This window comes from Croceibacterium aestuarii (genome assembly GCF_030657335.1).
Classification (GTDB): domain Bacteria; phylum Pseudomonadota; class Alphaproteobacteria; order Sphingomonadales; family Sphingomonadaceae; genus Croceibacterium_B; species Croceibacterium_B aestuarii.
Genome location: NZ_CP131039.1, coordinates 2,218,837 through 2,237,838, shown reverse-complemented (window position 1 = coordinate 2,237,838; position 19,002 = coordinate 2,218,837). Strand labels below are relative to the sequence as shown.

The window sequence follows — 19,002 nt, the reverse complement described above, 5'->3', positions numbered from 1 at the left end:
CGGGCTGGGGCCTGCCGGTCCGCGCCGCCGATCACCAGATCGTGACCCGCTCCTCGGGCTTGAGGTAGAGCTTGTCTCCGGGCTCGACGCCGAAGGCTTTGTACCAGGCATCGAGATTGCGCACCGTCAGCGCGCGGTAGGCGGCGGGGGCGTGGCCGTCGGTGGCGATCTGCTTGCGCAACTGCGCTTCGCGCGTCTTGTTCGCGTTGCTCTGCGCGTAAGCAATGAAGAAGCGCTGGTCGCCAGTCAGGCCGTCGATCACCGGCGCCTCCTTGCCCCCGAGCGAGGAGCGATAGGCGTCGTAGGCGGCGACAAGGCCGGCAACGTCGGCGATATTCTCGCCCAGCACCTGGCGGCCGCGCACGTGGACGCCGGGAAACGGTTCGTACGTATCGTACTGCGCGGCGAGCTTGTCGCCGGCCTTGTCGAAGGCCGCCCGGTCCTTGTCGGTCCACCAGTTGCGCATGGCGGCGGTGGCGTCGAAATCGGCGCCCGAGGAATCGAAGCTGTGGCTCAGCTCGTGCCCGATCACCGCACCGATGCCGCCATAGTTGGAAGCCGCGTCGGCCTTGGCATCGTAAAACGGGCGCTGCAGGATCGCGGCGGGGAAATTGATCGCGTTCTGCACCGGCAGGTTGACCGCGTTGACCAGCTGGGCGTTCATCCACCACTCGCCCTTGTCCTGCGGCTTGCCGATCTTCGCGAGTTGCTGGCGGTAGTGCAGCTTTTCGAGCGCCTGCTTGTTGGCATAGGCCCCGCCCGGCTGAAGGTCGACGCCGCTGTAGGTCGTCCAGGTGTCGGGATAGCCGACGCCGATTTCCATTGCCGCGACCTTCTTCTTGGCTTCCTCGCGGGTCTTGGGATCGAGCCAGTCGATGCCGTCGAGCCGCTTGACGAAGGCGGCCTTTATCTCCTCGACCATGCCCTGGATGCGCTGCTTCGACGAGGCGGGGAAGAAATGCTCGACGTAGAGCTTGCCCATCGCGTCGCCGAGATAGGTGTCGATCGCATCGAGCGCCCGTTTGTCGCGCGCCCGCTGGGCTTCCTTGCCTTGCAGCGCGGTGCCGTAGAACCCGAAATGCAGCTGGTCGATCTTGCCGGGCAGGTAAGCGGCGTTGGCATTGATCTGGTGGAACGCGAGCCAGTCCTTCCAGGCCGCGAGCGGCTCGGAGCCGACCAGCCCGGCGAGGCGCGGTGTGGCCTCGGGATCGAAGGCGTCGAAGGTCTTCACATCGCCCAGCCCGGCCCCGGCGAAGAAGGCCTGCCAGTCCATCCCCGGCGCCTTGGCGGCGAAATCGGCCTGCGACCACAGCCCGGCGCCGGTCGTCCAGTCGTTCTGCTCTTCGTAGCTTTCGTGCGCCTTGGCGATCTTGATCTCGAGGTCGTAGACCCGCTGCGCGCGTGCTGCGGCGTCGTCGAGTCCCGCCGCCTTGAAGAGATCCTCGATATAGCTGCGGTACTGCTTGCGCAGCGCGGCCATCTTGGGATCGTCGGAGAGATAGTATTCGCGGCTCGGCATGCCCAGGCCGCCCTGCATCAGGTAGGGAACGACCTCGCCGCCCTTGAGCGCCTGGGTCACGAAGACGCCGAACAGGTTTTCGGTTTCGAGATCGGTGCTGTTGAGCGCGTCGACGTCGGCGCGGACCTGACTGCCGAGAACCTTGGCCAGTTGCTGCTTGTCGGCGATCGCTTCGAAGCGCTGCAGGTCGGCTTGGACCGGCTTCATCCCGGCGGCGTCGATCGCCTTGGTGTCGGTGAAGCTTTGGTAGAACGTCTTGAGCAAAGCCTCGTTGCTGCCCGGCTCGGGGTCGGAGGCGAGAATGTCCTGCACCAGCGAATCCATCTGCCGCTCGGTCTGCTGCTGCGCCAGCCAGAAGGCGGAGACGCTCGAGCGGTCGGCCGGAATGTCCTGCGACCAGTTGCCGTTGGCATAGGCGTAGAAATCGTCGCCCGGCTTGGCCGAGGTGTCCATCCAGCCTGGCTCGATGCCGATCTCGGTTCCCGGCGAAGGGGCCGCAGCCTGATCCTGGTCGGCGGCCTGGGTGCAGGCAACCGGGCCGAGCATGACGGTGGCGGTGCCGAGCAGGAGGGCGGCGAGAACGGGCGATTTCATCGGGAACTCCGGGCAGTGAGGAAACGGTTTCGCGTGAAACCGCCTAGCGCAAGGCGGAGTTCTGCGAAACGCCTTTCGTCCGAAGCAATGGGCCGCCGGTCGAGAAGCGCTCAGCCGCCGATGCGGCCGAAGCAGCTCCTGCCGGCATAGACCGCCGCATCGCCCAGCTCTTCCTCGATGCGGATGAGCTGGTTGTACTTGGCGAGCCGGTCCGAGCGCGCCAGCGAGCCGGTCTTGATCTGGCCGCAGTTGGTGGCAACGGCGAGGTCGGCGATGGTCGAATCCTCGGTCTCGCCCGAGCGGTGGCTCATCACCGCGGTGTAGCCGGCGCGGTTGGCCATGCTGACCGCCTCGAGCGTCTCGGTGAGCGTGCCGATCTGGTTGACCTTGACGAGCAGCGAATTGGCCAGCCCCTTGCCGATGCCCATCTCGAGGCGTTTCGGATTGGTCACGAACAGGTCGTCGCCGACCAGCTGAATCCTTTCGCCGATGAGGTCGGTCAGAGCCTTCCATCCGGCCAGGTCGTCCTCGCTCATGCCGTCCTCGATCGAGCGGATCGGGTAGGTGTCGCACAAGTCGGCGAGGTAGCGGGCCATCTCCTCGCCGCCGAGGGACAGCTTCTCGCCGCTGATCTCGTACTTGCCGCCGCGGAAGAATTCGGTCGAGGCGCAGTCGAGCGCGAGGGCGATGTCATCGCCCGGCTTGAAGCCCGCCTGCTCGATCGAGGCCATGATGAAGTCGAGCGCGTCGCGGGTGCTGGCGAGGTCGGGGGCGAAGCCGCCTTCGTCGCCGACCGAGGTTGCCAGGCCCTTGGACGCGAGGCCTTTCTTGAGCGTGTGGAACACCTCCGAGCCCCAGCGAACCGCCTCGGCCAGCGTCGGCGCGCCGATCGGCATGATCATGAATTCCTGGATGTCGATCGGGTTGTCGGCGTGCTCGCCGCCGTTGATGATGTTCATCATCGGCACCGGCAGGACGTGCGCCGCAACGCCGCCGATGTAGCTGTAGAGCGGCAGGCCCCGCGCATTGGCCGCGGCCTTGGCCACGGCCAGGCTCGTGCCGAGGATGGCGTTGGCGCCGAGTTTGCTCTTGTTGTCGGTCCCGTCGAGCGCGACCATCGCCATATCGATGTCGCGCTGGTCTTCGGCGTCGAGGCCGAGGAGGGTGTCGGAAATCGTCCCGTTGACCGCGTCGACCGCCTTCAGGACGCCCTTGCCGAGATAGCGGTTCTTGTCGCCGTCGCGCAGTTCGACCGCCTCGTGCGCCCCGGTCGAAGCGCCCGAGGGCACCGCCGCGCGGCCGAAGCTGCCGTCTTCGAGCAGGACGTCGACCTCGACCGTGGGATTGCCCCGGCTGTCGAGGATTTCACGGCCGTGGATGTCGATGATCGCGGTCATGTCTGGCAGGCTCCGGTCCGGTGTTGTATTCGGGTACGACACTACCCATGTCGGGGGCGACCGGCGCCGCCTATACCGCGGAACAATGCGGTGCAAGCCGCGTTCGGGGTTACGAGGGTCGGGCGGGGTTTGCCGTTCGGCACAGCAATAGTATTCGAGCCCCACGGGGATAACACGAAAGGGCATACACATGGCTGGAGCAGCTACGACACCTCCCAAGACGACCAAGCCGCGCGCGGCCAAGAAGCCCGCCGCGACCGAGGTCGCAAAACCGACGAGCAACACCGCGGAAGCCAAGTCGCGCTTCAATGCCGCGCTCGACGAAGCCAAGGCCGGCGCAGCCGCGCTGACGGCCGAAGCGAAGCAGCGGGGCGCAGGTTACAAGGGCGAGGTCCAGGCCAAGGGCGAAGACTATTACGCCCAGGCCCGCGTCAAGGCCGGCGAACTGGCGCGCGACGGCAAGGCCAAGACGAGTGACGCGCTGTCCTCGCTCGGCAAGGCCGTGGCGGACAATGCTGCCACGCTCGACGAGAAGCTGGGCCCGAAATACGGCGATTACGCACGTAGCGCATCGCGCTCCTTGCAGGAGACCGCCGCCAAGCTCGACTCCAAGAGCGTCGAGGAACTGAGCGAAGACGCCCGCGAGGCCGTCCGCCGCAACCCTGGTAAGGCCGTCGGCATCGCCGCGATCGCGGGCTTCTTCCTCGCCCGCCTGTTCCGCGGCAAGTAGTCGCCGGTGGAGTCCGGGGAGGACGTACGCCTCACGCCGCTGGGCGGTGGAAGCGTGAGCGGCGTGGCCGATGCGCAGGGCGACCGCGCGTCGTCGGATGCGGAGGAGCGCGCCGCGGCACGCTCGCTGCTCAACGACATCGAAACGCTGGTCGAGGACGGCAAGACCTATCTCGAAGCCGAAGCGCATTTCCAGAAGAGCCGCGCGATTTTCGTCCTCGACGGGGCAAAGTCGGCGGCGATCTACGGTTCGATTGCCGGGGCTTTCGGTTTCATCGCCCTGATCGGCCTCACAGTCGGCCTGATCATTGCCCTGGCCCCGGTGCTCACCCCTTGGGGATCGAGTGCGGTGGTCGTCGGAGCGGAATTCATTCTCGCGCTTGTCTTCGGCAGAATGGCCGCCACGCGCTGGCAGCGCATCATGAACGCGCTGAGTAGCGACGGATCGGCGGGCACATGAGCGCACTCGAACGCCAGTTGGCCGACGACAGGGCGCTGCGCGACGCAGCTCTAGCGGTTTTCCAGGCCGACCTGCGCTTCATCAAGGAAGACCTGGCCGCACGCGGGGTCGGCGGCCGGATCGCCGACCGCCTGGGCGACAGCGCGCTCGACATGGTCGACGACGCAGTCGACTACGCCGAGAGCAACAAGGGCCAGATCGGCGCCGCCGTTGCCGCGGTGGCGATCTGGTTTGCCCGGGTTCCGATCCTCAACGGCTTGGCCGACCTGTTCGGCCTGGAGAGCGACGAAGCGGAACCGGACGGCGACGCGGATCGTTCGGACGACGACTGATCTTCAACGGAGAAATTACATGACCGATGCCAAGCGCGAGACCCTGAAGAACAAGGTCGCCGCCGCCGAGGCGCGCAACGAGGAGCGCGAAAGCAGCTTCTTGGACCGCGCCGGCGAGACCGCCATCGAGGCGAAGGATAAGGTCGCAGCGTTCGCCAAGGAACACCCCGTGGCCACGGTCGTCGGCGGCCTCGCCGCCGGTGTCATCATCGCCGGGATGTTCCGCGGCCCGCGCCGCGCCGCGGCCAAGGGCGGCACCAAGGTCGCCGGGCTAGCCACGATCGGCGCCGAACTCGCCCTGGCCTATGCCGCAAAGGCGCTCGAAGCGGCGGGCGAAGGCGGCAAGGAAGGGCTCGAATGGCTCGAGGAAGCCGGCCGCAGCCTTGGCCGAGGCGCTCGGGACCTGGGCGACGAAGCCGCCGATTACGCGGGCGAGGCGCTCGATAGCGTGGTCAAGGGCGGCAAGTCGGTGCGCAAGGCGATTCGCGCCCGCCTCAACTGAGGAGCGTCCCACTTGCGGCGGCCGTTCGATCCCCTAAGGAGCGGGTGACAGCGATTCACGCTTCGCAAGGGAACCGGCATGCCTGACAAACAGCTCCTCCATCTCGTCATGGGCGGCCGCGTGGCCGATCCCATGGGCACCGAGTTCCAGGACCTGAAAGATATCCACGTTGTCGGGTTCTATCCCAGCTATGCCGAAGCGGAAGAAGCCTGGCGCGGATGGGCCCAGCGCACCGTCGACGACGCCGAGATGAAATACGTCATCGTCCACCTGCATCGACTGCTCGAGCCGGAATTGCCCGGAAAATAAGTCAGTTTCCGATAGCGAGTATCGCAGCCCCGGCTCCCAACGCTATCCCCACCCCCATGAGCGCGCGCTTGCGCAGCGAGCGGCGGTAGGCTCCGTAGGCGGGCACGTCGATCCAGTACTTGCCGTTACCGGCGCGCTTGACGATCCCGGCATCGAGAAAGCGCTCGAACACCCGCTCCTGAAGGAAGCGGCGCGGCTCGAAAATGATCGCATCCTCCGGCCGAACGGCGTCGGCTGCAAAGAACTTGGCGACGATTCTGCGGCGGGCGATAGCTACTGGAGGTACGGGCACGGGGAAAACCTCTCGGGGCGTGGCGATGCGCCTTAGCTACATCGCCGGCCCCGCCCGGCCAAGCGCGTTCAAATGAACTCGATTTTTTCGACCAGGTAGAAGCGGTCGCCGCTCGGCACGGTGACCTCGACCTCGTCGCCGACCGACTTGCCGATCAGCGCGCGGCCCATCGGCGAATCGTAGGAAATCCGGCCCTTCTTGGCGTCGCTCTCGACCTGGCCCACGATCTGGTAACGGCACGGCTTGTCGTCGTCGTCGAGCACGGTGACGGTGGCGCCGAATACGATCCGGTCGCCCGACAGCGAGGTCGGATCGATGATCTGCGCCCGGCTGACCTTGTCTTCGATGTCGGCGATCTGCGCCTCGACCTGCCCCTGGCGTTCCTTCGCCGCGTGGTACTCGGCATTCTCGGACAAGTCGCCGTGCGCACGCGCCTCTTCGATCGCATCGACGATCTTGGGCCGTTCGGCGCGGAGAGCCTTGAGATCGGCAGTCAGCTTTTCATAGCCTTCCGCCAGCATTGGAAACTTTTCCATTTCGGTCCCTGTCTTTCCAGCAGGCCCCGTCAAAACCACCCTGACCGCTCAAAAAGGAGCAGAACTTGTTGCGGAAATGTCGGGGAGGAGTGACTAGTTTGAGCTATAATAGTCTTGCAACGAACGCACTTCAAGCTCGCTCGCTTCCACCGAGGCAATCGCTTGCGAAACCGCCGCCGATGCTGCGGCGGTGGTATAGTAGGGAACCTTGGCCCCCAGTGCGCTGGCGCGGATCGACTGGCTGTCCTTGTGGCTCTGCCAGCCTTCGGTGGTGTTGAAGATCAGCGCCACCTCGCCGTCGATGATCTTGTCGACGATGTGCGGGCGCCCTTCGGCGACCTTGTTGACCCGCTCCACCGGCACGCCCTGTTCGGAGAGGAAGGTTTCGGTCCCGCCGGTGGCGATGATGCTGAAGCCGAGATCGATCAGCATCTTCACCGGCTCGACGATGTGCGGCTTGTCGCTGTCCTTGACCGATACGAACAATACCCCCGACTTGGGCAGGCGCGTCCCCTCGCCCAGCTGCGACTTGATATAGGCAGTGGGGAAATCGCGGTCGATGCCCATGACTTCGCCGGTCGACTTCATTTCGGGCGTCAGCACCGGGTCGGAGCCGGGGAAGCGCGCGAAGGGGAAAACCGCCTCCTTCACCGTCATGTAGCCGATACGCCAGTTGATCGGCGGCAGGTCGGCGAGCTTTTCTCCGGCCATCACGCGGGCGGCGATCTTGGCGATCGGCGTGCCGATTGCCTTGGCCACGAAAGGCACGGTGCGGCTGGCGCGAGGATTGACCTCGATCAGGTAGACCTCGCCATCCTTGACCGCGAACTGGACGTTCATCAGGCCGACCACGCCGAGCGCCATGGCCAGTGCCTCGGCCTGTTTCTCCATCTCGGCGATGATCTCGTCGGGCAGACTGTAAGGCGGCAGAGTTGCCGCGCTGTCGCCCGAGTGGACGCCCGCTTCCTCGATATGCTGCATGACCCCGGCAATGACCACCTGCTCGCCGTCGCACAGCGCGTCGACATCGCATTCGATAGCGTCGCGCAGGTACTGGTCGACGAGGACCGGGCTCTCGCCCGAGACGTGGACCGCGGTGGCGACGTAATCGTCGAGCTGGGCCTCGGAATCGACAATTTCCATCGCCCGCCCGCCGAGCACATAGCTCGGCCGCAACAGCACCGGATAGCCGATCCGGGCGGCCACCGCGGCGGCTTCGTCGCGGCTATAGGCGATACCGTTGTCGGGCTGCTTGAGCTTGAGCTTGTTGACCAGCTTGGCGAAGCGTTCGCGGTCTTCGGCGAGATCGATGGCATCGGGACTGGTGCCGAGGATCGGGATGCCGGCCTTCTCGAGCGCGCCGGCGAGCTTGAGCGGAGTCTGTCCGCCAAACTGGACGATCACGCCGACCAGCTCGCCCTTGGTGTGCTCGACGCGCAGAATCTCGAGCACGTCCTCAGCAGTCAGCGGTTCGAAATAGAGCCGGTCGGAGGTGTCGTAATCGGTGCTGACCGTTTCCGGATTGCAGTTGATCATGATCGTCTCGAAGCCGGCTTCGCTCAGCGCGAAGCAGGCATGGACGCAGCAGTAATCGAACTCGATGCCCTGCCCGATGCGGTTGGGGCCACCGCCGAGGATGACGATTTTCCGGCGATCGCTCGGCCAGGCCTCGTTCTCCGGCTCGCCGAAGCTCGGCGCCTCGTAGGTCGAGTACATGTAGGGCGTGACAGCCTCGAACTCGGCGGCGCAGCTGTCGATGCGCTTGTAGACCGGGAACACGCCGAGCTTCTGGCGCAACTGGCGCACTTCGTCCTCGCTCGTCGCCCCGGCCATGGCGCGCAGGGCATCGTGGAGCAGGCCCGAGCGGCGCGCCTGGGTCTCGCCCAGGCCGCCCGCCACCCCGACCGAACGGACCGCCAGCGTGGCCAGGCGTCTATCCGAGAAGCCCATCGCCTTGAGCCGGCGCAGTTCGGCGGCATCGTTGGGTAGCCCGTGCTGGCCGATCATCGCCTCTTCGTAGATGATCTCCTCGATATGGCGCAGGAACCACGGGTCGTAGTGAGTGATCGCCTGGACTTCCTCGACCGTGAAGCCTTCGCGAAAGGCTTGGCCGATGTTGAGAATGCGGTCGGGCGTCTGCTTCGACAGCGCCGCGGTGATTTCATCGCGCGTGCAGCCTTCGAGCGCAACCTGGCGGTTGAAGCCGTCGAGATCGGTTTCGAGACCGCGCAGCGCCTTCTGAAGCGATTCCTTGAAGTTGCGGCCGATCGCCATGACTTCGCCGACCGATTTCATCGCGGTGGACAATTCGGCCTTGGCGCCCTTGAACTTCTCGAACGCGAAGCGCGGAATCTTGGTGACGACGTAGTCGATGGTCGGCTCGAAGCTGGCCGGGGTCGCGCCGGTGATCTCGTTGGTGATCTCGTCGAGCGTGTAGCCGACCGCCAGCTTGGCGGCGACGCGGGCGATGGGAAAGCCGGTCGCCTTCGAGGCCAGCGCCGAGGAACGCGAGACGCGGGGGTTCATCTCGATGACGATCAGCCGCCCGGACTTGGGATCGACCGCGAACTGCACGTTCGAACCGCCTGTTTCGACGCCGATTTCACGCAGCACGGCGATGCTCGCGCTGCGCATGATCTGATATTCCTTGTCGGTCAGCGTCAGTGCCGGGGCGACTGTAATCGAATCCCCGGTATGGACGCCCATCGGGTCGACGTTCTCGATCGCGCAGATGATGATGGCGTTGTCGTGCTTGTCGCGCACGACCTCCATCTCGAATTCCTTCCACCCGAGCAGCGATTCCTCGATCAGCACCTCGTTGGTCGGGCTGGCATCGAGGCCGGAGCGCACGATGGCCTCGAACTCCGAGCGATTGTAGGCGACGCCTCCGCCCGTCCCGCCGAGGGTGAAGCTGGGGCGGATGATCGACGGCAGGCCGGTGTGCTCGAGCACCGCGAAGGCCTCGTCGACCGAGTGTGCGGTGCCCGAGCGGGCGGATTCGAGGCCGATCTTGTCCATCGCCTCGCGAAAGCGCTGGCGGTTCTCGGCCTTGTCGATGGCGTCGGCGCGCGCGCCGATCATCTCGACGCCGAATTTCTCCAGCACGCCCATCTCGTCGAGTTTCAGCGCGCAGTTGAGCGCGGTCTGCCCGCCCATCGTCGGCAGCAGCGCGTCGGGTCGCTCCTTCTCGATGATCTTGGCGACGATTTCCGGCACGATCGGCTCGACGTAGGTCGCGTCGGCCATGTCCGGATCGGTCATGATGGTGGCCGGGTTGGAGTTGACCAGGATGACCCGGTAGCCCTCCTCCTTCAGCGCCTTGATCGCCTGGGTGCCCGAATAGTCGAACTCGCAGGCCTGGCCGATAATGATCGGACCGGCGCCAATGACGAGGATCGAGGAGATGTCAGTGCGTTTGGGCATTATTGGCCTTCTTCAGCCTCGTCGGTTTGGGCAATGACTGGCGCGTCCCCAGCGGCTGGGTCTCCAATCATGATCCGGGTTTGAACCTTCAAGATTTCCGCCACCTCGCGGATCCTGTCAAAGCGTCGAGAACCATATTGTCACGCTGGATGAAGCCGTCAGCGGCGTATGCTTGGACCTCGAGATCAGATTCTCTGAGACGAAATCCGAGATCTTTGGCCATCGCGGCAATCAGCTTGGTTTGCTTTGAGGCTAAGAGCCGGAATTTCTTTTCTTCATCACCCGCCTGAGGCTTGAAGCGGGTCTCTTCGATGTAGTCGTTATAAGCCTCAACGACCGCCCTGTTTCGGTTGAACTCAACCGGCACGAGGTTGATTGAACTGGAGTAACGCGCATCACCGGGCAAATGACGTGTCGTCATGATCGTTCGGAAAATCTCAAGGCGTTGCTGCCGAGACCGGCGCTGAGCCTCGACGACCAACGTTATGATAACCGCGATGATGGGACCCAACACGATTGCTAAGAGGGTCAGCCACTCGCTCGGGATTAACCCGGCTACCATCGGCAACGAGGAAGCTGTTTCGTTTTCCATCACAACATCCCCACGAACTTCTCGAACAGGTAGAAGCTGTCCTGCGGGCCGGGGCTCGCCTCGGGGTGGTACTGCACACCGAAGGCCTTCTTGCCGCTGATCGAAATCCCGCAGTTGGAGCCGTCGAACAGGCTGCGGTGGGTCTCGATCACGCCTGCGGGCAGGGTCGCACCGTCGACGGCGAAGCCGTGGTTCATGGATGTAATCTCGACCAGGTCCTCGGTCGCGTCCCAGACGCCGCCGACGCGCTGGACCGGGTGGTTGGCGCCGCGGTGGCCCTGGTGCATCTTCACCGTCTTCGCGCCCGCTGCGATGGCGAGCATCTGGTGGCCGAGGCAGATGCCGAAGATCGGCACGTCTGCGTCGAGCAGCTTGCGGATTACCGGCACCGCGTATTCGCCGGTCGCCGCCGGATCGCCCGGGCCGTTCGACAGGAACACGCCGTCGGGCTTGAGCGCCATGATGTCCTCGAACGAGGTTTTGGCCGGGACCACGGTCACCCAGGCGCCGGCCTTCACCAGATTGCGGAAGATGTTGTCCTTGCTGCCATAGTCGATCGCGACGACGTGCGGGCGGCCGTCCTTTTGCGCGCCCGCGTATCCGGCGCCGAGCGTCCACGGCCCGCCCTCCCAGCCCTCGTTCTTCTCGCGCGACACGCGCTGGGCGAGGTCCATGCCCTCGAGCCCCGGCCAGTCCCTCGCCTGCTTCAGCAGCGCCGGAATGTCGAAATGGCCCTTGGGATCGTGGGCGATGACCGCATTGGGCGCCCCGGCGAGGCGAATGCGGCGGGTCAGCGCGCGGGTGTCGATGCCGGCAAGGCCGATCTTGAGATGGCCCTTCATCCAGTCGTCGAAGCTACGCTCGGAGCGGAAGTTGCTCGGTACCGTGGGATCCTCGCGCACCACGCATCCCACCGCGCCTTCGACATTCGACTCGATGTCCTCGGCATTGGCGCCGACGTTGCCGATGTGCGGGAAGGTGAAGGTGACGATCTGCCCTGCGTAGGAGGGATCGGTCATCACTTCCTGGTAACCGGTCATCGCGGTGTTGAAGCAGACTTCGCCGACGGCGGCGCCGACGTGGCCGAAGCCCTTGCCCCACACCAAAGTGCCGTCCGCGAGGATCAGAACGCCGGTCGCCCCTTTGGGTTGTGCAGGCGTGTTGGCGGGGTCGGCCATGGGGCGCTCCGAGTCAGGTTTTCCGGCGATGTGTGCTAAGTCGTGGGCGCTAGAGGTCGCCCCGGTTCGCGTCAACCTGTCCAAGCGCGATTTATCCCGCTATTCCGGCCGCAATCCGTATCACTGACAAGAAAGTTACCCGATGCTTCGCGACGATCTCAAGCAGGCGCAGATTTCGGCCATGAAGGCCGGCGAGAAGGATCGCCTTGCCGCCGTCCGCCTGATCCTCGCCAAGATCAAAGACCGCGACATCGAGTTGCGCACCAGCGCAAAGCCGGTCGAGGACGACGCGCTGGTTGTCGAAGTGCTGCAGAAAATGGCCAAGCAGCGCCGCGAATCGATTGAGATGTACGAGAGCGGCGGACGGCAGGAACTGGCCGACAAGGAAAAGGGCGAGCTCGCGGTCATCGAGGAATTTCTGCCCCGCCAGATGAGCGAGGACGAGACCCGGGCGGCGATCGCGTCGATCAAGGCCGAGATCGGCGCTGAGGGAATGAAGGACATGGGCCGGGTCATGGGCGAGCTCAAGGCGCGTCACGGCACGGTGCTCGACATGAGCCGGGCCAGCCGCTGGGTGAAGGAAGCACTGCAATGAGACGCGGGTCGGCCGCCTTCGTGTGCCTGGCGCTGGCGGCCTGCTCCAGCGAACCCGCTCCCGCGCCCTCGCCCACGCCGAGCGCGATCCCGACGCCCGACAAGCCCAAGACCCTCGTCCCGGCCGATTTCGCCGAACTGACGCTGGGCCCGAAGATCGACGGCCCGCGCGGGCCGGAGATCGAGAGCACCTTTTCGCTCGAAGGACAAAAGCTCGCCGAGGTGACCAGCTATGTCGCCTGCCCCGACGGCATAAGCGCGTGCAAGCCGGACGACCTGCCCGCCGACACGGTCTACACCTACGTCCACGAAGTCACCCCGGCCAAGGGCGTCGAAAGCGCGACCCTGTTCCGCACCGCGCGCGCAGCGGCCGGGTTCGCCAACCTCGTCGGTTACGACGCGGCCGAGGCTAAGGCCGCGCTGGGCGAGGACGGCAAGATCGACGTCGCCTCCGACAACGGCGCTCTGGTCTGGCGGGTCATTGGCGGCGACGGCTGGAAGGCCGGCGAGACGATCACCTTTTACTGGCAGTCCACGTTGCCGCCCGAAGGCCCGCGGGAAGCTTACCAGTTCGAAGCCGACGGTTCGACCGCGCTCGGCACCGGTCCCTTCCCGCCCAAGGAAAAGCCGGTGGTGGAGACACCCGCCAACTAGCGCCGGCCCGTCTCGGCCTATAGGGTCGTTCGATGCTCTCTCCGCAATGGCTCGACGAACTGCGCGACCGGGTGACGCTGTCCAGCGTCATCATGCGCACGACCAAGCTGACGCGGGCCGGGCGCGAGTGGAAGGCGTGCTGTCCCTTCCACAACGAGAAGACGCCGAGCTTCACCGTCAGCGACGAAAAGGGCTTCTACCACTGCTTCGGCTGCGGCGCGCATGGCGACGTCATCCGCTGGATGACCGACCAGCGCGGGCTGTCGTTCATGGATGCCGTCAAGGAGCTGGCGTCGCAGGCCGGAATGGACGTGCCCCAGCCCGACCCCCGCGAGGCGGCCCGAGCCGAACGCCGGACGACGCTGCACGACGTCATGACGTCGGCGCAGGAGTGGTTCGAAAACAACCTCTTATCGGATGAAGGCAAAAGCGCCCGGGAATATCTGGCACGGCGCGGCCTCGACGCGGCGACGGCACGAAAGTTCGGCTTCGGTTTGGCGCCCGACGACCGTAGTGCCCTAAAGAAGGCGCTGGCCCAGTTCGATGACGCCATGCTGCTGGAGACCGGCCTGAGGATCGAGGTCGAGGGCAAGGAACCTTACGACCGCTTCCGCTCCCGGCTGATGCTGCCGATCCACGACATCCGCGGTCGGATCGTCGGATTTGCCGGGCGCATTCTCGACGGGGTGAAAACTGATGCTCCCAAGTATCTGAATTCGCCGGAAACTGTTCTGTTCGACAAGGGCAGGACGCTCTATAACTTGCATCGCGCGGGACCGGCTTCGAGGCAGAGCGGGCGAATCGTCGTGGTTGAGGGCTACATGGACGTGATCGCGCTGGCGGCGGCCGGCATCGAGGAAGCAGTGGCGCCGATGGGCACGGCACTGACCGAGAACCAGATCGAACTGCTCTGGCGGCTCGTCGATGTGCCGCTGCTGTGCTTCGACGGCGATGCGGCGGGACAGCGCGCCGCGATACGCGCCGCCACCCGCGCCCTGCCGCTGCTTCGGCCCGGCCGTTCGCTGGCTTTCGTCACCCTGCCCGCCGGGCTCGACCCCGACGACCTCGTGCGCCAGCGGGGCAAGGCGGCGATGGAGCGGCTGCTGGACAAACCGCAAAGCCTGCTCGACATGCTGTGGCACTACGAGCGCGATGCCCAGCCGCTCGACTCTCCCGAAGACAAGGCCGGGCTCAAGCAGCGCCTGATCGACCTCGCCGAGACCATCGCCGACAAGGACATTCGCGCGCTGTACCGCCGCGAGTTACTCGAGCGCTATTCCGCGTTCGCCTTCCCAAGGCGCGAGTTCCAGCCGCGCAAGTTCAGTGCCCGTCCGCAGGCTGTACGGGCGCGCTCCGACACGACCGAGCTGCGCCGGGTCTCGGGCCAGTCGCGCGACCAGTTCACCCGCGCGGTTCTCGCCGGCCTCGCCCGACACCCGTGCGAAATCGCCCGGCACGCGGAGGCGCTGGCACGTCTCGCCCGCGCTACTCCGGATGCTGCCCCCGCAATCGAATTCCTGTTCGACGTTTCGGAGGCGCTTGAAGCCGGGCGCGGCGACACCATATCGCGAACTGAGGCCGTCGCGCCGCCGCCGGATAAAGCCCGCTTCTCCTTCCTGATGGAAGGTTCCGATCCGGACGCCGCGCGCGAGGACTTGGCCGAAGCGGTCGCCTTGCTGGTCGAAAGGCCGGCACTCGAGGCGGCCATTGCCGAGGCGACGGCACGGTTCGACACCGATCCCGAAGGCGCTTTCGCCGAGCAGCAACGGCTGCGCGAACGAAAGCTGGAAATCGAGTCGCGACTCGGGCAAATGGCCCGGAAGCGCGCCGCCGGACCGGCAGACAACAATAACGATGGGCAGGCCCAACGGTCTGTCGGCGAACAAGAAACGGATTGATCGAAGCGATGGCGTCGGACGAAACGACCACCAAGCCCAGCAAGAACGACAACGACGATGCGCCGCTGATCGACCTCAACGAGGCATCGATCAAGAAGCTCATCGCGAAGGCGAAGCGCAAGGGCTACATCACCGTAGACGAGCTCAATGCGGCGCTGCCGGAGGACGAACTGTCTTCCGAGCAGATCGAGGACGTCATGTCGGCGATCTCCGAGATGGGCGTCAACATCGTCGAAAGCGACGAGGACGCGCAGGAAGAGGAAGAGGACGCCAACGACGGTCCCGACGAGATCAACGCCGCCGATGACGACGAGTCCGGCGACGACGGCCCCAAGGCCAGCCAGCACGTCCCCGAAAAGAAGAAGGCCGCTTCGACCGAGCGGACCGACGACCCGGTGCGCATGTACTTGCGCGAGATGGGCGCGGTCGAGCTGCTCAGCCGCGAAGGCGAGATCGCCATCGCCAAGCGTATCGAGGCCGGTCGCGACACGATGATCATGGGCCTGTGCGAAAGCCCGATCACTTTCCACGCCATCATCATGTGGTCCGAAGCGCTCAACAACGAAGAAATGCAGCTTCGCGAGATTCTCGATCTCGACGCGATGCTGTCCAAGGAGCCGCCCGTCGACAAGATGGAGGAAGGCGCCGAGGACGACGACGACGGCGAGATTTCCGAAGCCACCGCCGGCCCCTCGATCCGCGAGGACGACGAGGTCGAGGATCACGAGGAAGAGAACGAGGACGAGGACGAAGATGGCGATGGTGCCTCCAAGCGTCGCCGCGAGGAAGACGACGAGGAAGACAACACCATGTCGCTCGCGCAGATGGAGGCGGCGCTGAAGCCGGACGCGCTCGAGCGCTTCGCCCGCATCACCGATCTGTTCAAGAAATTCGAGAAGATCCAGGGCGAGCGCGTCGATGTGCTCGGCCGCGGCGAGGAGTTCTCGGCCGCTAAGGAAAAGAAGTACGAAGAGCTGCGCGAGGAGCTGACCGCCGAGGTGGAATCGGTGCAGTTCCACGCGACAAAGATCGAATATCTCGTCGACAATCTCTACGCCTTCAACCGGCGCCTGACCGCGCTCGGCGGGCAGATGCTCCGGCTGGCCGAACGCCACAAGGTCAAGCGGCTCGACTTCCTCAACGAATACGTCGGCAACGAGCTCGACGAGACCTGGCTCGCCGCCATGGCGAAGAAAGACAAGAAGTGGGCTGCCTTCGCCGAGAAGGAAGCCGAGACGGTCGAGCGCATTCGCGCCGAGATCGCCGACATCGCGGCCGCCACCGGCATGAGCCTGGGCGAATTCCGCCGCATCGTGAACATGGTCCAGAAGGGCGAGCGCGAAGCGCGCATCGCCAAGAAGGAAATGGTCGAGGCGAACCTGCGGCTCGTGATCTCGATCGCCAAGAAATACACCAATCGCGGGCTGCAGTTCCTCGACCTGATCCAGGAAGGCAATATCGGCCTGATGAAGGCGGTCGACAAGTTCGAGTACCGCCGCGGCTACAAGTTCAGCACTTACGCCACCTGGTGGATCCGGCAGGCGATCACCCGCTCGATCGCCGACCAGGCGCGCACGATCCGCATCCCGGTCCACATGATCGAGACGATCAATAAGCTGGTGCGCACCAGCCGCCAGTTCCTCCACGAGCAGGGCCGCGAGCCCACGCCCGAGGAAATGGCCGAGCGTCTCTCCATGCCGCTCGAGAAGGTGCGCAAGGTGATGAAGATCGCCAAGGAGCCGATCAGCCTCGAAACGCCGATCGGCGACGAGGAGGATTCGCATCTGGGCGATTTCATCGAGGACAAGAACGCGGTCATCCCGGTCGACGCGGCGATCCAGGCCAATCTCAAGGAAACGGTCACCCGCGTCCTTGCCAGCCTGACCCCGCGCGAGGAGCGCGTCCTGCGCATGCGCTTCGGCATCGGCATGAACACCGATCACACGCTAGAGGAAGTCGGCCAGCAGTTCTCGGTCACCCGCGAACGTATCCGGCAGATCGAGGCGAAGGCGCTGCGCAAGCTCAAGCACCCGAGCCGCAGCCGCAAGATGCGCAGTTTCCTCGACCAGTAGGAACGGCGCGGGCTCGCCCCCGCGCTCCACTTGATCGGTAAAATCGGGAACCGGAACACGGTTGCCCGGTTTTCCGTTTGCGGAGTAGCTGCGCACTCCGCAGCACTGCAGGGGGACTATTCCATAAATATCGACTTCGAGACGCTGTTTTCGCGCTCGCCCAATCCCTACGTCGTGCTCGATCCGAACTTCGCCATCGTCTGGATGAACGAGGCTTACCTCGACGTCACGATGCGCCGGCGCGAAGAGATCATCGGCCGCAATATGTTCGACGCCTTTCCGAGCGATCCAGGTTCGGAAAGCCACCGACTGCTGCGCGGTTCGTTCGAGCGCGTCCTGGACAGCGCCGAGACCGACGAAATCGCCCTCATCCGCTACGACATCCCCAATCCGGACGGCGGCGTCGAGGAGCACTACTGGAGTGCCACCCACACTCCCCTGCTCGACGAGAAAGGCGACGTCGCCTTCATCCTCCAGCACACCGTCGATGTTACCGAACTCCACGGTCTGCGGCGCCTGCGGGACGAGAAGGGGCTGGTCGAACGCGCCAATGCGGTGCAGGCGCGAAATCTCGATCTGAGCGCCGAGGCGGAGCGCCTCACCTCGCTGTTCGAGCAGGCGCCCGGATTCATGGCTCTGCTTGGCGGCCACGATCATCGCTTCGAACTTGCCAACGACGCCTACCTTAGACTTGTTTCCAAGGAAGACATCGTCGGCAAGACGGTTGCCGAGGCACTGCCGGAAGTGGTGGGCCAGGGCTTCGTCGATTTGCTCGACAAGGTCTATGCCAGCGGGAAGGCGTATGCCGGGCATGCGGTTGAAGTGGTGCTCAAGAACGAAGCAGAGGATCGCGCCGAGAGACGTTACCTCGACTTCATCTATCAGCCGATCTTTGCCACCGGCGGTGCCGTGACGGGGATTTTCGTCCAAGGACACGACGTGACCGAGCAGGTCGAATCCGCCGAGGCGCAAAAGCTGCTGATCAACGAACTCAACCACCGGGTGAAGAACACCCTGGCGATCGTGCAAGGGCTTGCCGCCCAATCCTTCCGCCAGATCGATGATGCCGGCGACGCACGGGCTACGTTCGACGCGCGGCTTTCGGCGCTGGCAGCCGCACACAGCCTGCTGACTCAGACCAACTGGGAATCCGCCAAGCTGCGCGAGATGGTCCGCAGCTCGATCGAAGCGAGCGCCGGCGCCGACATCGAGCGGTTTACGTTGAGCGGACCAGACATTTCGCTGCCTCCGCAGACCGCGGTTTCGCTCGCCATGACGCTGCACGAGCTGTCGACCAATGCAATCAAGTACGGGGCGCTGTCCAACGACGTCGGCAAGGTGGACGTCGTCTGGACGCTCGAACGAGACGATGGCGTTGCCGCGATCAAGATCGATTGGTGTGAAAGCGGCGGTCCCGAGGTCACTCCGCCCCAGCGGCGCGGCTTCGGCACTCGTCTGATCGAACGCGGCTTGACCGGCGACGGCGGCACTTCGGTGTCTCTCGATTTCTCGCCGGGCGGCCTGCATTGCCGCATCATATCTGCGCAGGAAGGTATCGAGCCTTGAGCATTGCCGGACTGACAGTCCTCATTGTCGAAGATGAACCGATCATCGGCCTGGTGTTGGAGGACCTTGTGCTGGATGCTGGCGCGAGGCCGCTTCTCGCCTCCACGGTGGCCCATGCGCTGAAGGCCCTCGAAGAAAACACCGTCGACGCCGCGGTGCTGGACGTGAATGTTCATGGCGAAAAGAGCTACCCGGTGGCGCAGGCCCTGATGGCTCAGGGCACCCGTTTCGTCTTCGCGAGCGGATACGGCGATGCGCTGCATCCGGAGGAGTTCAAGGCCGTTCCGACTATCACCAAGCCCTACGCAATGAAGGAGATTGTCGAGGGCCTTTCTCGTTAAGCCGTCGCGCTGAC

At 64.9% G+C, this 19,002-nt stretch carries 18 protein-coding genes; 11 read left to right on the top strand and 7 right to left on the bottom strand.

What is annotated here, in order from left to right:
• Positions 1-31: 31 nt before the first annotated feature.
• Positions 32-2,113 carry a M13 family metallopeptidase gene (locus Q7I88_RS11075; RefSeq protein ID WP_305095976.1) on the bottom strand — a complete coding sequence of 694 codons (2,082 nt, stop codon included), beginning with the start codon at positions 2,111-2,113 and terminating at the stop codon, positions 32-34.
• Positions 2,114-2,223: 110 nt separating this feature from the next.
• Positions 2,224-3,510 (bottom strand): phosphopyruvate hydratase, encoded by a 1,287-nt coding sequence (eno, locus tag Q7I88_RS11070; protein WP_305095975.1) that lies wholly within the window; start codon positions 3,508-3,510, stop codon positions 2,224-2,226.
• A gap of 190 nt (positions 3,511-3,700) precedes the next feature.
• Here eno and Q7I88_RS11065 point away from each other — a divergent pair, with 190 nt between their 5' ends.
• The 5 genes from Q7I88_RS11065 to Q7I88_RS11045 all read left to right on the top strand — a co-directional run bounded on the left by Q7I88_RS11065 (position 3,701) and on the right by Q7I88_RS11045 (position 5,842).
• Positions 3,701-4,240 (top strand): hypothetical protein, encoded by a 540-nt coding sequence (locus tag Q7I88_RS11065; RefSeq protein ID WP_305095974.1) that lies wholly within the window; start codon positions 3,701-3,703, stop codon positions 4,238-4,240.
• A gap of 6 nt (positions 4,241-4,246) precedes the next feature.
• On the top strand, positions 4,247-4,699 hold the full coding sequence (locus tag Q7I88_RS11060; RefSeq protein ID WP_305095973.1) for a phage holin family protein: 453 nt from the start codon (positions 4,247-4,249) through the stop codon (positions 4,697-4,699).
• Positions 4,696-5,031 (top strand): hypothetical protein, encoded by a 336-nt coding sequence (locus Q7I88_RS11055; protein WP_305095972.1) that lies wholly within the window; start codon positions 4,696-4,698, stop codon positions 5,029-5,031. Before Q7I88_RS11060 ends, Q7I88_RS11055 begins: the two co-directional genes overlap by 4 nt.
• 19 nt (positions 5,032-5,050) lie before the next feature.
• The gene (locus Q7I88_RS11050) at positions 5,051-5,533 is read left to right on the top strand and encodes a hypothetical protein (protein WP_305095971.1); all 483 of its coding nucleotides are present in this window, start codon (positions 5,051-5,053) and stop codon (positions 5,531-5,533) included.
• Between the two features lie 78 nt (positions 5,534-5,611).
• Entirely contained in the window at positions 5,612-5,842 is a 231-nt protein-coding gene (locus Q7I88_RS11045; protein ID WP_305095970.1) for a DUF4170 domain-containing protein, read from the top strand.
• A 1-nt stretch (position 5,843) separates the two neighbouring features.
• On the opposite strand, the gene Q7I88_RS11040 is transcribed toward Q7I88_RS11045, so the two are convergent.
• The 5 genes from Q7I88_RS11040 to carA form a co-directional block, all read right to left on the bottom strand.
• Positions 5,844-6,134 (bottom strand): hypothetical protein, encoded by a 291-nt coding sequence (locus Q7I88_RS11040; RefSeq protein WP_305095969.1) that lies wholly within the window; start codon positions 6,132-6,134, stop codon positions 5,844-5,846.
• Positions 6,135-6,202: 68 nt separating this feature from the next.
• Positions 6,203-6,670, bottom strand: a complete 468-nt coding sequence (gene greA, locus Q7I88_RS11035; RefSeq protein WP_305095968.1) for a transcription elongation factor GreA — start codon at positions 6,668-6,670, stop codon at positions 6,203-6,205.
• Positions 6,671-6,763: 93 nt separating this feature from the next.
• A complete protein-coding gene (gene carB, locus Q7I88_RS11030; RefSeq protein ID WP_305095967.1) occupies positions 6,764-10,093 on the bottom strand; it encodes a carbamoyl-phosphate synthase large subunit in 3,330 nt (1,109 codons plus the stop codon).
• An 88-nt stretch (positions 10,094-10,181) separates the two neighbouring features.
• A complete protein-coding gene (locus Q7I88_RS11025; protein ID WP_305095966.1) occupies positions 10,182-10,685 on the bottom strand; it encodes a DUF6680 family protein in 504 nt (167 codons plus the stop codon).
• The gene (gene carA, locus Q7I88_RS11020; RefSeq protein WP_305095965.1) at positions 10,685-11,863 is read right to left on the bottom strand and encodes a glutamine-hydrolyzing carbamoyl-phosphate synthase small subunit; all 1,179 of its coding nucleotides are present in this window, start codon (positions 11,861-11,863) and stop codon (positions 10,685-10,687) included. The genes Q7I88_RS11025 and carA overlap by 1 nt, the downstream gene beginning before the upstream one ends.
• A gap of 142 nt (positions 11,864-12,005) precedes the next feature.
• Here carA and Q7I88_RS11015 point away from each other — a divergent pair, with 142 nt between their 5' ends.
• The 6 genes from Q7I88_RS11015 (at position 12,006) to Q7I88_RS10990 (ending at position 18,988) form a co-directional block, all read left to right on the top strand.
• Positions 12,006-12,458 (top strand): GatB/YqeY domain-containing protein, encoded by a 453-nt coding sequence (locus Q7I88_RS11015; RefSeq protein WP_305095964.1) that lies wholly within the window; start codon positions 12,006-12,008, stop codon positions 12,456-12,458.
• Complete coding sequence (locus Q7I88_RS11010) at positions 12,455-13,111, top strand: hypothetical protein (protein ID WP_305095963.1); 657 nt, start codon at positions 12,455-12,457, stop codon at positions 13,109-13,111. The genes Q7I88_RS11015 and Q7I88_RS11010 overlap by 4 nt, the downstream gene beginning before the upstream one ends.
• A 32-nt stretch (positions 13,112-13,143) precedes the next feature.
• On the top strand, positions 13,144-15,009 hold the full coding sequence (dnaG, locus tag Q7I88_RS11005; RefSeq protein WP_305095962.1) for a DNA primase: 1,866 nt from the start codon (positions 13,144-13,146) through the stop codon (positions 15,007-15,009).
• 8 nt (positions 15,010-15,017) lie between these two features.
• Complete coding sequence (gene rpoD, locus Q7I88_RS11000) at positions 15,018-17,081, top strand: RNA polymerase sigma factor RpoD (protein WP_305095961.1); 2,064 nt, start codon at positions 15,018-15,020, stop codon at positions 17,079-17,081.
• Between the two features lie 105 nt (positions 17,082-17,186).
• The gene (locus Q7I88_RS10995) at positions 17,187-18,647 is read left to right on the top strand and encodes a sensor histidine kinase (RefSeq protein WP_439648389.1); all 1,461 of its coding nucleotides are present in this window, start codon (positions 17,187-17,189) and stop codon (positions 18,645-18,647) included.
• Positions 18,644-18,988, top strand: a complete 345-nt coding sequence (locus Q7I88_RS10990) for a response regulator (protein WP_305095959.1) — start codon at positions 18,644-18,646, stop codon at positions 18,986-18,988. Before Q7I88_RS10995 ends, Q7I88_RS10990 begins: the two co-directional genes overlap by 4 nt.
• Positions 18,989-19,002 lie beyond the last annotated feature (14 nt).

What these genes read in the sequence shown, in the direction of transcription:
- Q7I88_RS11075 (WP_305095976.1), bottom strand. Translation starts at nt 2,113, where the DNA reads ATGAAATCGCCCGTTCTCGCCGCCCTCCTGCTCGGCACCGCCACCGTC.
- eno (WP_305095975.1), bottom strand. Translation starts at nt 3,510, where the DNA reads ATGACCGCGATCATCGACATCCACGGCCGTGAAATCCTCGACAGCCGG.
- Q7I88_RS11065 (WP_305095974.1), top strand. Translation starts at nt 3,701, where the DNA reads ATGGCTGGAGCAGCTACGACACCTCCCAAGACGACCAAGCCGCGCGCG.
- Q7I88_RS11055 (WP_305095972.1), top strand. Translation starts at nt 4,696, where the DNA reads ATGAGCGCACTCGAACGCCAGTTGGCCGACGACAGGGCGCTGCGCGAC.
- Q7I88_RS11050 (WP_305095971.1), top strand. Translation starts at nt 5,051, where the DNA reads ATGACCGATGCCAAGCGCGAGACCCTGAAGAACAAGGTCGCCGCCGCC.
- Q7I88_RS11045 (WP_305095970.1), top strand. Translation starts at nt 5,612, where the DNA reads ATGCCTGACAAACAGCTCCTCCATCTCGTCATGGGCGGCCGCGTGGCC.
- greA (WP_305095968.1), bottom strand. Translation starts at nt 6,670, where the DNA reads ATGGAAAAGTTTCCAATGCTGGCGGAAGGCTATGAAAAGCTGACTGCC.
- carB (WP_305095967.1), bottom strand. Translation starts at nt 10,093, where the DNA reads ATGCCCAAACGCACTGACATCTCCTCGATCCTCGTCATTGGCGCCGGT.
- Q7I88_RS11025 (WP_305095966.1), bottom strand. Translation starts at nt 10,685, where the DNA reads ATGGAAAACGAAACAGCTTCCTCGTTGCCGATGGTAGCCGGGTTAATC.
- carA (WP_305095965.1), bottom strand. Translation starts at nt 11,863, where the DNA reads ATGGCCGACCCCGCCAACACGCCTGCACAACCCAAAGGGGCGACCGGC.
- Q7I88_RS11015 (WP_305095964.1), top strand. Translation starts at nt 12,006, where the DNA reads ATGCTTCGCGACGATCTCAAGCAGGCGCAGATTTCGGCCATGAAGGCC.
- Q7I88_RS11010 (WP_305095963.1), top strand. Translation starts at nt 12,455, where the DNA reads ATGAGACGCGGGTCGGCCGCCTTCGTGTGCCTGGCGCTGGCGGCCTGC.
- dnaG (WP_305095962.1), top strand. Translation starts at nt 13,144, where the DNA reads ATGCTCTCTCCGCAATGGCTCGACGAACTGCGCGACCGGGTGACGCTG.
- rpoD (WP_305095961.1), top strand. Translation starts at nt 15,018, where the DNA reads ATGGCGTCGGACGAAACGACCACCAAGCCCAGCAAGAACGACAACGAC.